This is a genomic window from Bradyrhizobium sp. CAR08, from assembly GCF_052871955.1.
In genome coordinates, this window is sequence record NZ_JBIXJX010000008.1 from 146,211 (window position 1) to 156,930 (window position 10,720).

Genomic DNA, 10,720 nt, shown 5'->3' on the forward strand with positions numbered 1-10,720 from the left:
CGACAGGGCAGTGCTGGCAAACCGCGCGCCGCTGGCGCATGTTCTTGACCTCCCTCAATTTAGCCTTATCGGCTCCCAATAAGGTTCGAGGGTGGAGGGTGCGTGCTTCTCGCTGTCTTCTCGGATATCCACGGCAACCGGCAGGCGTTCGAGGCGTGCCTGAAAGTCGCGCGGGCGCGTGGCGCCGAGCGCTTCATCCTGCTTGGCGACTTCGTCGGCTATGGCGCCGATCCGGAATGGGTGGTGGATACCGCGATGGAGCTGGTTGTCCAAGGCGCCGTCGCCGTGCGCGGCAATCATGACCAGGCGGTGAATTCCTCGGCCGAGACCATGAATGCCGAGGCGCAAATCGCGATCGAATGGACCCGCGGCCGGCTCGACACCGCGCAGCGGCGGTTCCTGGCGGAATTGCCGATGCTGGTGGAGGACGGCGATCGCCTGTTCGTGCATTCGGAAGCCTCCAGCCCCCGAAGCTGGCACTATGTCCGATCGACCGCCGACGCAGCCAAGAGCCTGATCGCGACGCCGGCTCATGTCACGTTCTGCGGCCACATCCACCGCCCGGCGATCTATTCGATGTCGGTGACGGCGAAGATGTCGGGACTCGTGCCCAAGACTGACGTCTCCGTACCGCTGCTGCGTGGCCGGCAATGGCTTGCGGTGCTCGGCTCGGTCGGCCAGCCGCGCGATGGCGATCCATCCGCGGCTTTCGCGCTGTTCGACACGGTCTCGTGCCAGATCACCTATTGCCGCGCGCCCTACGACGTCGAGACGGCCGCGAACCGGATCCGCGAGAACGGCCTGCCGCATTGGCTCGCCGACCGACTGTCGCAGGGGCGTTAGAGGCCGATGCCGAAACCCCTCGTCAAATCGGGCGCAGAGATCGACGGCTACACGATTGGCGAATGCGTTCATGCCGGCGGAATGGCGACGCTGTGGACCGTCACCCGTCCCGGCCTCGACGTGCCGCTGCTGATGAAAATTCCGCGGGTGTCGGAGGGCGAGGACCCCGCGGCGATCGTCTCCTTCGAGATGGAGATGATGATCCTGCCGCGGCTTGCGGGTCCGCACGTGCCCTCCTGTTTCGGCACCGGCGATTTCGCCCACCAGGCCTATGTCGTGATCGAGCGCATCTCCGGGACCACGCTCTACAAGCGGTTGCCCGACCTGCCGCTGCCGTATGACGAGGCGCGGCAGCTCGTCGCCAGGATCGCAACGGGGCTTGCTGATTTGCACCGGCAGAACGTGATCCATCACGACATCAAGCCGAGCAGCATCATGTTCCGCGAGAGCGGCGAGGCGGTGTTGATCGACTATGGCCTGTCGCATCACAACCATCTGCCGGACCTGTTGCAGGAGGAATTCCGCCTGCCTTACGGCACCGCGCCCTATATGGCGCCAGAACGGTTGTCAGGGGTGCGCGACGATCCGCGCAGCGATCTGTTCTCGCTGGGCGTGCTGCTCTATTTCTTCACGACCGGCGAGCGGCCGTTCGGCGAGGGCGAGACACTGCGTGCGATGCGGCGCCGGCTTTGGCGCGATCCGCACCCGCCGCGCGGCTTGCGCGCTGATTATCCGCCCTGGCTCCAGGAGGTGGTGCTGCGGTGCCTCGAGATCGAGCCGGTGCGGCGCTATCCGACGGCGTCGCAGCTCGCCTTCGATCTGACCCATCCGGACCAGATCAGGCTCACCACACGCTCGGAGCGGATGAAGCGCGACCCGTTAAGCTTCGCTTGGCGGCGCCGCTTCAACCAGGGCGTCATGCAGCCGCGCGCGAAATCGGATGTCGCAGCCCAGATCGCATCAAGCCCGATCCTCGCGGTCGCGCTCGACACGGTGGAAGGCGCCCCCGAGCTGAACGAAGCGTTGCGCGTCACCACCGAGCGTATTCTCGCCACGCTGCCGTCGGCGCGGCTCGCCTGTCTCAACGTGCTGAGGCTCAACCGCATCGCGATTGACAGGACGCTGGATGAGCAGGGCTCCAACAAGCATATCGACCGGTTGGTGGCGCTCAGACACTGGGCCACGCCGCTCAAGCTCGATGAGAGCCGGCTCTCGGCTCACGTGCTGGAAGCCGTCGATCCCGCGGCGGCCATCCTGGAGTTTTGCGAGGTCAACCACGTCGACCACGTCATCATCGGCGCGCGGCAGGGCTCGTTCAGGCGCACGCTGCTCGGCAGCGTCTCGGCCAAGGTGGCCTCGGAAGCGGCCTGCACCGTCACCGTGGTACGGCCGCCGCGAATGGCTGCGGATGCGGGCGAGGAGGCCGGATAGGGCCGCGCTCTGGATCCTGGAGGCTCAGGCCGCGTGAGCGGTGTGGACGGAGCGCTTGCGACGGATCGGCCAGGAGAATTGCGGGCCGGGCTCGCAGTGATCCGCGCTGCCGCCGAAGAACTGGATGATCTCGCGGCACGGCTCGCAGTTGAACAGGTTACGCGACGCGGATGCCTTGGTCATTTCCTTGAGGCAGTTCGGGCAATGCGGCTTCATGAGCTTGGTCCAGAAAAGAATTCAATGCCGGCGCGGTGACCGGAGCGGGTGATCCAGGTCCATCTCGGGCCCGGTGTCGTCGCGCATCTCGCCTTCGGTGCGTTCGAGCCGACCGAAGAAAAAATCGAGGTCAGGATGTGGGCGCCGCGGGATGCGGCACCGGCGCTTCGGCTGACGTTTCACGAGCGCGATCTGCATGGGGTCAGGCCCGATACCAGTCGCGACGAGCGATGCGGGCCGAGCGTACCGAGACCTTCACCGGTCCGGCCGATGGACCAAACACAACAAACGCACAAAAACCAAGCCACAACGCCACGCCAGTCCAGACCAGGGTCGTCGTCATGATGTGCTCCCGCGAAAACAGGCAAGAATCACTTGCGGTGATTTGCGCGAATCAGGGAAGCCCGGAGGAGTACGGATCAAGTTGCAAATTTAGGCATTACGCGCCGCAACACCCGTAGAGGCCGCACGTCTGCGGAGTCGAGCGGGCCCTCAGATCGCCTCGCCGCGTGCACCCGCGGCGGCGTTGCGGATTGCGGCGATGTTGGTCTTATAGGCATCCTGCGTGCCGCCCCTGAACACGGACGTGCCGGCGACGAAGGCGTTGGCCCCGGCCGCAGCCAGGGGACCTGCGACGTCGGGCCCGACGCCGCCATCGACCTCGATATCGATCGGCCGGCCCGCTGTCATGGCGCGGATGTCGCGGATCTTGCCGATCGCGGAGGGGATGAAGGCCTGGCCGCCGAAGCCGGGATTGACCGACATCACCAGCACGAGGTCGACCAGGTCCAGGACGTATTCGAGCGCACTGATCGACGTGCCCGGATTGAGCGAAACGCCGGCCTTCTTGCCGAGTGCGCGGATCGCCTGAAGCGAGCGGTGCAGATGGGGACCGGCCTCGGCATGCACGGTGATGTGGTCGCAGCCGGCTTTCGCGAAGGCCTCGAGATAGGGGTCACAGGGCGAGATCATCAGATGCGCGTCGAAGATCTTCTTGGTGTGCGGGCGCATCGCTTTAATGACGTCGGGGCCATACGAGATGTTGGGAACGAAGTGCCCGTCCATGACGTCGAGATGGATCCAGTCGGCTCCAGCGGCGTCCACGGCGCGCACCTCCTCGCCGAGCCTGGAGAAATCCGAGGCCAGGATCGAGGGCGCGATTGCCAGGGCGCGGGGAGCGAAGGCTTGGGTCATGGCGGTTTCCCGTGGCGGCCGTGGAAGATGGACTCGCCTAACATGGGCCTCTCAGCCGGGCAATGCAGGGGCGGCGTGCTTCCTGTGGGCGGAAATTTCTGCCGCGACCGGCATGAATTGCCGGTGTTCCGGGCCGTGCAAAGTGCGGTGAAAGCGGATTTCATTGAGCTTTTTGCGCTGGCACGGCGCTTGCTGACTTCACCTGAACAGAACATTGGCCGCGGCATGCCGCATCGGTTGGAGTTGTGCAATGTTGTTTGCTCTTGGGGCCGTATCGAGCGCACTCGACGCGATCCAGTCGCTGACGAATTCGAAATCGTCCTCGTCGACGCAGAAGACGGGATCCTCGCAAAAGCCCGCGACCAATCCGTTCGCGATCGAGAGCGGCAGCAACAGCACGACCGGCGCGGCCTCGTCGGTCAATGCGGGCAAGACCCCGCAGATCTCGCCGGAGACGATGAACGCGCTGTTCGCTGCGCAGAGCCAATCCTCGGACAGCACCGGCAGCGCCGCCAGCTCGACCTCGTCGAGTTCGACGTCCTCCTCCTCGACGCGCCGCGACGCCGCCTTGAAGGATCTGTTCTCGCACATCGATGGGGACGGCGACGGCAAGATCACCAAGTCGGAATTCGAGAATGCGCTCGGCGCCGGCGGCACCAATCTCGCGCAGGCCGACGACGTTTTCTCGAAGCTGGATTCGAATACCGACGGCAGCGTCAGCCTCAACGAGATGTCGAAGGCGCTGAAGGGCGGCCATCACGGTCACCATCACGCGCAAGGCGCGGGCGATGCCTCCGGCAGCGGTTCGGGTTCCTCCTCGCGGTCCAGCGGCGGCTCGACCTCGACCTCGACGACCGGCGCCGACGGTTCGACCACCACCACTGTCACCTATGCCGACGGCTTCAAGATGTCGACGACGGTCCCGGGCGCCTCCAGCTCCCGTAATTCGGCGTACGATCTGTTCGCGCAGTTGATGCAGCGGCAGGGCGGGCAGGGACAAGGCGCCTCAGCGGCTGTCGGTTCATCGATGTCGATGAGCGTGTAACCTTGCTCACGGCTAGCCTGCATATTCGTGCGTGATGTCACGATAGACATACCGATCACGGATTTCGCGGTTGAAGAACGTACCCTTTGAGCGCACATTCTTGAGCGCGGCGGCGACCTCGGGCGGAACGTCCGCGTAGACATAGACGCGTCCGCTGACGAAAGTCACCGTCAGCTCGCGCCTATCGGGGGCGTAGCGGAAAAAGCGGATCACGGAAGACGGCATGGCGGTGCACCTTGTCGGCCAGGGTAACGCCGTGTCAGCCGTTTCGTTTCTATCCGAACCGGTCCTTCCACGCCGGCATTGCGCCGGCAAAGGGCAGGGCCGTCGCATTGTAGACGCCGCGAGCGATGGCGCGTGCGACCACGTTGGCGGCGATCGTTCCGAGCTCGGTAAGGCCGACCAGCGGCTCGATCGGCTTCTCGCCCGTTGCGGCGGCGAACAGCACGTCGCCGTCGGTCGGGGCATGCACCGGATAGATCGCACGGGCGAACCCGGTATGCGCGATCATCGCAAGCCGCTTGGCCTGGGGTTTGGTCAGCGTGGCATCGGTGACAACGACGCCGATCGTGGTGTTCTCGCGCGCGTTCGCGGCGGGTCCGCCCTTGATGCGCATCGCCAGCATGTCCGGTGTGAACGTGGACGGCAGGCCGCGCCCGCCGAACTCGCCGTTCTCCTCGAAGGGCGCAGCCCAGAACCAAGGCCCTTCGCCAACGGTTGTGCTGCCGACCGCGTTGACGACCATGATCGCGGCGACCTTGATACCATTGGCCAGGACCGCGGAGGCCGACCCCAGTCCACCCTTGAAGGTCGCGGTGGTGGCACCGAGGCCGGCGCCGACGCTGCCCAGTGCGAAATCGTCGCTGGCGGCCAACGCTGCGGCGTAGCCGAGGTCGCGATAGGGCGCGAAGCGTCCCCAGGCCTTGTCGCCGCCGTTGAGCAAGTCGAAAACGATTGCGCCAGGCACGATCGGAATCACCGCCTCGCGAATCCGCAAGCCGCGGCCTTGTTCGGCGAGCCAGGCCTGGATGCCGCCGCCGGCGTCGATTCCAAAGGCGGAGCCGCCGGACAGCGCGATGGCGTCAACGCGATCGACGGTGCTGGCGAGGTCGAGCAACGCGTCTTCGCGCGTGCCGGGTCCGCCGCCGCGAACATCGATGGCCGCAACCGCGGGGGCGTCGAAGATGATCGCGGTCGTGCCAGTGGCGATTTTCGCATCCTCGGCATGGCCGACGCGGACGCCGGCGATATCGGTGAGAAGGTTTTTCAAGGCGGCTCCGCAGGCTGAAAGGCGCTCGCTTCAGCGATATCGCAGGGATGCCGCAGGCTCAACCCGCGAGCGCGGTCCTCAGCATCTTGGCGAGCTCGGACTTACGGTAGGGCTTTGCCAGCAGCAGCACGCCGGAATCGAGCCGCCCGTGGTGGACGATGGCGTTCTCGGTGTAGCCCGAGGTGAACAGCGTCTTCAGGTCGGGGCGGCGGCGAGCCGCCTCGTCGGCGAGCTGGCGGCCGTTCATGTTGCCGGGCATGATGACGTCCGTGAATAGCAGGTCGATGTCCTTGTCGGCGTCGATGATGACGAGGGCCTCGGCCGCGTTGGCGGCTTCGAGGGCGGTATAGCCGAGGCTCTTGATCTGGGTCACGACATATTGGCGCACCAGCGCGTCGTCCTCGACGATCAGGATCTTCTCGTGGCCGCCGGTGACGGGCGCGTTCTGCAGCGCCTCGAATTCGGTCTCCTGCACGCCGCTCGAGCGCGGCAGGTAAATCTTCACGCTCGTGCCGTGGCCTTCCTCGCTGTAAATCTTGATGTGTCCGCCGGACTGCTTGACGAAGCCGAACACCATGCTGAGCCCGAGGCCGGTGCCCTTGCCGACCTCCTTCGTGGTGAAGAAGGGATCGAACACCCGGTCCATCAACTCCGGCGGGATTCCGGAGCCGGTATCGCTGACGGCGATCATGACGTAATTGCCGGCCACCACGTCGGGATTCATGCTGGCATAGCCGTCGTCGAGGAAGATGTTGCGCGTCTCCAGCACCAGCGTTCCGCCGTCGGGCATCGCATCGCGCGCGTTCAGCGCGAGGTTGAGGATCGCGGTGGAAAGCTGACCCGGGTCGATCAGTGCCGGCCACGCATCCTCGGTGAGTTGCGGCATGATGGTGATCTGCTCGCCGAGCGTGGGATGCAGGAGCTTTGCGGCCTCGAGCGTCAATGCGTTGACGTCGATTTCGCGCGGTTGGAGCGGCTGCTTGCGGGCGAACGCGAGCAGATGCTTGGTCAGTTGCGCGCCGCGCTCGGCGGCGTCGTCGATCAGCTTGGTGATGGCGGCGAGCTCGGGACGGTCAGCGACCGCGTCCGCCAAAATTCCGATCGTGCCGGTGATGACGGTCAGCACATTGTTGAAGTCGTGCGCGACACCGCCGGTCAATTGACCAATCGAATCCATCTTCTGGACGTGCCTGAACTGCGCCTCGGCCGCCTGCTTCTCGGTGAGGTCGCGGCCGATGAAGAAATGGCGCTTGACCGGCTCGGACCAGGTGCCCATCCAGTTCAGCGTGACCTCGTGACCGTCGTAGTGGTAGTAGCGCGCCTCGAAGCTGCGCTTGACCGCGCCACGCCGCGCCGCGCGCATCTCGTCGCGCGTCTTCTGGAGGTCATCGGGATGAATGAACTCGGTGGCGCTGTGCCCGATCATGTCTTCCGGATTCAAGCCGAGAATGGTCTTCACGCTCGGGCTGACCTGGATGAAATTGCCAAAACCGTCGGTGACCAGGATCAGATCCTGTGAGGTCTCGAAGATCCGCTGCCGCTCCTCGACCTCGCGGCGCAGTTTTTCTCGTGCCTGCTTCTCTTCCGTGATGTCGTGGGCGATCTTGGAAGCGCCGATGATCTGTCCGTTGGCTGATTTCAGCGGAGAAACATTGAGGACGACGTCGACCCGCCGGCCGTCCTTTCGGATCCGGACCGTCTCGTGCTGTGCGATCGTTTCGTTGCCGCCGACCCGGTTCAGGATACCCCTGACCTCGGCCTTGCGGTCCTCCGGGACGATGATGTCGATCGGCTGCCCGATGGCCTCCGCGGCGGCATAGCCGAACAGATGTTCGGCGGCCTTGTTCCAGCCCGTGATGACACCGTCGAGCGTCTTCGTGATGATGGCATCATTGGCGGATTCGACGACGGCGCCGTACAGGGCAAGGCGCTTGCCATAATAGTCGCGATCCAATGCCGACTGCTGGCGCAGCCTGCCGACGAGACCCAGCGTATGCGCCTGAAGGCGGACATTTTCGATCAGGAGCACCGCGAGCACGAAGGTCGCCGCGCAGAGGCCGTAGACACGACCGGCGTAGAAGCCGAGATCGAAGCGCGCCACGTTGACGATCGCCGACAGCGCGATGTCGAACAGCCATGCGCACATCACCACCATGAGCCAGACATCGATGACCGAATGCGGACGGCGGAACCACAGCGAGACCAGCGCGGCGAAGCTCAAGGACCAGACAAAGGACACCACGCCGATCATGATCTGCGTGTAACCGCCATCGCGCAGCAGGACCGGAAGCAGGTCGTGCTGCGCAGTGACGATCCAGGTCAAGACGATCATGATCGTGACGACGCCGACCACGCTGGCGTAGATCGCCTTGCTTGCCGAGCCCGTGATCCGGGCGCCGCCGTCGGCCTCCTTCAGCCAGGCGTAGGCCAGCACGCAGAGCGGAAAGCCGCCGTGCCAGATCATGTAGAGCCAGACCGTGGTCTGCTGGTTGGCCCCCAGCAGCCCGGTCGGCGAAAAAAGTCCGGGGAAGGTGAGGGCATGGACCACGGCCGCGGCGGCTGTGAAAAGATAGCCCGTCGCGAGCACGAGCAGCGCGCTGGTCCTGAGCACCGCAAACTGCGACAACAGCAGGACGGCGGTGACAATGTCCGCGACCACAAGGGCGGATTGATAGCTGGCGACGAAGGCTGGCACGGGCAGTAGCGGGATACCCGCGAAGGGCACGGCCACTGCGAACAGGATCGACGAGACGCCCACGATCGCCAATGCTGCGGTGCGGTCCTTCGGGGTAGCCGGCAACGTCGAAAGGAATGTGCTTCGATCGGTCGTCGCAGACACGTGCAGCTCGCGCAGATCGGTTTTGAGCATCTTCGCCAATCTCATTTGGCCCAATCAATTTCTGCCCATGGTAGCGGGTTCTGGGCACGCATCATGACAAAACCCACTGCGACTCAACCGAAGGTTACAGTTTACTTAATTATGGGGGGAACGCGCACCGGGGATCGGGTAAGATGCGCTTTACTGGATGGTGCAATAATGCTCTCCCGCAGCTGCGGGTTCCAGGTTTGAACCAGGCATTTTGATTTCAGGATCCGGGAGTTGTTCCCTATGCCCCGCGTTCTCATCATCGACGACCAGAAGGACGTCCGTGCGATGGTCGCGATCGTGCTGCGCGTCAACCGTTATGAGGTCGTTGAGGCCGACAGCGGCGCAGCCGGGGTGAAAGCCTTCACCGAGGTCGGCTTCGACGCGGCAATCGTGGACATTTTCCTCGGCGATACCAGTGGCGTCGAGGTCATCACGACCCTGCGCGAGCTTGCACCGAGCCTCCCGGTCGTTGCCGTGTCGGGGATGACGGCGCTGGACTTCATGGAACAATCGCCCCACCTCGCCAGCGTGGTCTGCCTGCAAAAGCCGTTTCGGCCGAACGATCTTCTTGAAGCGCTGAGGAAGGCCCAAGGCGCGGTGGACGGCGCGATACAAGCAGCAGTCTGATCCTGACGCAGGAAGAAACGCCCCGGGCGAGCCGGGGCGCGATGATGATTGGAGGAGGCCTTCAGGCCCCGGCAAGCGTGCTTAGGTGCCGTTGCCGCTGATCGCGGCGTAGCCGCCCTTGGCGTCCCATTTGTAGACGACGTAGTCGAGCTGCTTGATATCGCCCTTGGAGTCATACTCGATCGGCCCGATCACGGTATCCCACTTGCCGGCCTTGATGGCTGCCATGACCTTCTTGGCGTCGGTGGTGCCGGCCTTCTTGGCCGCCTCCGACCAAACCTGCATCGCTGCGTAGGTGTAGAGCGTGTAGCCCTCGGGGTCGATGTTCTTGGCCTTGAAGGCTTCGACGATCTTCTTCGCGGTCGGCTTGTTGCGCGGATCGGGGCCGAAGGTGAACAGCGTGCCTTCGCCGGCCGGGCCGGTGATGGAGGCGTATTCCTTGTCGGCGAGTGCGTCGCCGGCCATCAGCACGGTCTTCAGGCCCTGGTCGCGCATCTGGCGCAGGAGAAGGCCGCTCTCTTGATGGTAGCCCCCGACATAGACGAGATCGATGTTGTCGCGCTTCAGCCGCGAGACGATCGCGTTGAAGTCCTTGTCGCCCTTGTTGTAGGACTCGTACATCTTCTCGGTGACGCCGGCCTTGTTGAGCGCCTTCTTGGTCTCGTCCGCAAGACCCTTGCCGTAGGTGGTCTTGTCGTTGAGGATGGCGATGTTCTTGCCCTTGTAGTTCTTGGCGATGAACTGGGCGGCGACCAGGCCCTGCTGGTCGTCGCGGCCGCAGACGCGCGCCACGTTCCACAGTCCGCTATCGGTGAACTTCGGATTGGTGGAGGCGGGAGTAATCTGGAGCACGTTGCCGTCGGCATAGGCTTCCGACGCGGGGATCGACGAGGACGAGCAATAATGCCCGGCCACGAACGGAATTTTCGCGCCGGCGATCTTCTCGGCGATCGAGCGCGCCTGTTTCGGATCGCAGGCGTCGTCCTCGACGGACAACGCGAGCTTCTTGCCGTTGACGCCGCCGGCGGCGTTGATATCGGCTACGGCCATCTCGGCGCCGTTCTTCATCTGGCGGCCGAAGGCGGACTCGCCGCCGGTCATCGGACCTGCGACTGCGACGGTGACATCCTGCGCGAATGCCGCGCTCGACAGCGCGATCGATGCGCCGAATGCCAGACCGATGAGCTTCAGTGATTTCATGAGATACCTCGAGGGTGGTCGCCTG

General features: G+C 64.4%; 12 protein-coding genes. 4 read left to right on the forward strand and 8 right to left on the reverse strand.

The genetic code is table 11. From position 1 onward, the window contains the following. The first annotated feature begins 102 nt into the window (after positions 1–102). Positions 103–843 (forward strand): metallophosphoesterase family protein, encoded by a 741-nt coding sequence (locus ACIPUD_RS18415; RefSeq protein WP_085351051.1) that lies wholly within the window; start codon positions 103–105, stop codon positions 841–843. 6 nt (positions 844–849) lie between these two features. Continuing rightward, positions 850–2,274 (forward strand): bifunctional serine/threonine-protein kinase/universal stress protein, encoded by a 1,425-nt coding sequence (locus tag ACIPUD_RS18420; RefSeq protein ID WP_247337350.1) that lies wholly within the window; start codon positions 850–852, stop codon positions 2,272–2,274. 24 nt (positions 2,275–2,298) lie between these two features. Here ACIPUD_RS18420 and ACIPUD_RS18425 read toward each other — a convergent pair whose 3' ends face one another. From ACIPUD_RS18425 to rpe, 4 genes are all read right to left on the reverse strand, one after another. After that, the gene (locus tag ACIPUD_RS18425; protein WP_085351052.1) at positions 2,299–2,490 is read right to left on the reverse strand and encodes a hypothetical protein; all 192 of its coding nucleotides are present in this window, start codon (positions 2,488–2,490) and stop codon (positions 2,299–2,301) included. 21 nt (positions 2,491–2,511) lie between these two features. Then, complete coding sequence (locus ACIPUD_RS18430) at positions 2,512–2,688, reverse strand: hypothetical protein (RefSeq protein ID WP_162847283.1); 177 nt, start codon at positions 2,686–2,688, stop codon at positions 2,512–2,514. A 4-nt stretch (positions 2,689–2,692) separates the two neighbouring features. Continuing rightward, on the reverse strand, positions 2,693–2,833 hold the full coding sequence (locus tag ACIPUD_RS18435; RefSeq protein WP_162847284.1) for a hypothetical protein: 141 nt from the start codon (positions 2,831–2,833) through the stop codon (positions 2,693–2,695). 149 nt (positions 2,834–2,982) lie between these two features. Then, positions 2,983–3,684 (reverse strand): ribulose-phosphate 3-epimerase, encoded by a 702-nt coding sequence (rpe, locus tag ACIPUD_RS18440; RefSeq protein ID WP_446481291.1) that lies wholly within the window; start codon positions 3,682–3,684, stop codon positions 2,983–2,985. Between the two features lie 250 nt (positions 3,685–3,934). Here rpe and ACIPUD_RS18445 point away from each other — a divergent pair, with 250 nt between their 5' ends. Then, complete coding sequence (locus ACIPUD_RS18445) at positions 3,935–4,729, forward strand: EF-hand domain-containing protein (protein ID WP_446481292.1); 795 nt, start codon at positions 3,935–3,937, stop codon at positions 4,727–4,729. A gap of 12 nt (positions 4,730–4,741) precedes the next feature. Here ACIPUD_RS18445 and ACIPUD_RS18450 read toward each other — a convergent pair whose 3' ends face one another. From ACIPUD_RS18450 to ACIPUD_RS18460, 3 genes are read right to left on the reverse strand one after another with little or no spacing between them, the layout of a single operon-like run. Then, a complete protein-coding gene (locus ACIPUD_RS18450) occupies positions 4,742–4,954 on the reverse strand; it encodes a KTSC domain-containing protein (protein ID WP_085351054.1) in 213 nt (70 codons plus the stop codon). 49 nt (positions 4,955–5,003) lie between these two features. Next, positions 5,004–5,999 (reverse strand): P1 family peptidase, encoded by a 996-nt coding sequence (locus ACIPUD_RS18455; protein WP_018455570.1) that lies wholly within the window; start codon positions 5,997–5,999, stop codon positions 5,004–5,006. A 58-nt stretch (positions 6,000–6,057) separates the two neighbouring features. Beyond that, complete coding sequence (locus tag ACIPUD_RS18460) at positions 6,058–8,868, reverse strand: PAS domain S-box protein (RefSeq protein WP_162496426.1); 2,811 nt, start codon at positions 8,866–8,868, stop codon at positions 6,058–6,060. 240 nt (positions 8,869–9,108) lie between these two features. Here ACIPUD_RS18460 and ACIPUD_RS18465 point away from each other — a divergent pair, with 240 nt between their 5' ends. After that, positions 9,109–9,495: a response regulator gene (locus ACIPUD_RS18465; protein ID WP_085351056.1), complete on the forward strand. Its 387-nt coding sequence runs from the start codon at positions 9,109–9,111 to the stop codon at positions 9,493–9,495. Positions 9,496–9,576: 81 nt separating this feature from the next. Here ACIPUD_RS18465 and ACIPUD_RS18470 read toward each other — a convergent pair whose 3' ends face one another. Next, on the reverse strand, positions 9,577–10,695 hold the full coding sequence (locus tag ACIPUD_RS18470) for a branched-chain amino acid ABC transporter substrate-binding protein (protein WP_018455573.1): 1,119 nt from the start codon (positions 10,693–10,695) through the stop codon (positions 9,577–9,579). Between the last annotated feature and the right edge of the window lie 25 nt (positions 10,696–10,720).

Excerpts from the sequence above, each read along its gene's own strand:
- ACIPUD_RS18425 (WP_085351052.1), bottom strand. The coding sequence starts at position 2,490 with ATGAAGCCGCATTGCCCGAACTGCCTCAAGGAAATGACCAAGGCATCC.
- ACIPUD_RS18470 (WP_018455573.1), bottom strand. The coding sequence starts at position 10,695 with ATGAAATCACTGAAGCTCATCGGTCTGGCATTCGGCGCATCGATCGCG.
- ACIPUD_RS18435 (WP_162847284.1), bottom strand. The coding sequence starts at position 2,833 with ATGACGACGACCCTGGTCTGGACTGGCGTGGCGTTGTGGCTTGGTTTT.
- ACIPUD_RS18465 (WP_085351056.1), top strand. The coding sequence starts at position 9,109 with ATGCCCCGCGTTCTCATCATCGACGACCAGAAGGACGTCCGTGCGATG.
- ACIPUD_RS18450 (WP_085351054.1), bottom strand. The coding sequence starts at position 4,954 with ATGCCGTCTTCCGTGATCCGCTTTTTCCGCTACGCCCCCGATAGGCGC.
- rpe (WP_446481291.1), bottom strand. The coding sequence starts at position 3,684 with ATGACCCAAGCCTTCGCTCCCCGCGCCCTGGCAATCGCGCCCTCGATC.
- ACIPUD_RS18420 (WP_247337350.1), top strand. The coding sequence starts at position 850 with ATGCCGAAACCCCTCGTCAAATCGGGCGCAGAGATCGACGGCTACACG.
- ACIPUD_RS18430 (WP_162847283.1), bottom strand. The coding sequence starts at position 2,688 with ATGCAGATCGCGCTCGTGAAACGTCAGCCGAAGCGCCGGTGCCGCATC.
- ACIPUD_RS18460 (WP_162496426.1), bottom strand. The coding sequence starts at position 8,868 with ATGCTCAAAACCGATCTGCGCGAGCTGCACGTGTCTGCGACGACCGAT.
- ACIPUD_RS18445 (WP_446481292.1), top strand. The coding sequence starts at position 3,935 with ATGTTGTTTGCTCTTGGGGCCGTATCGAGCGCACTCGACGCGATCCAG.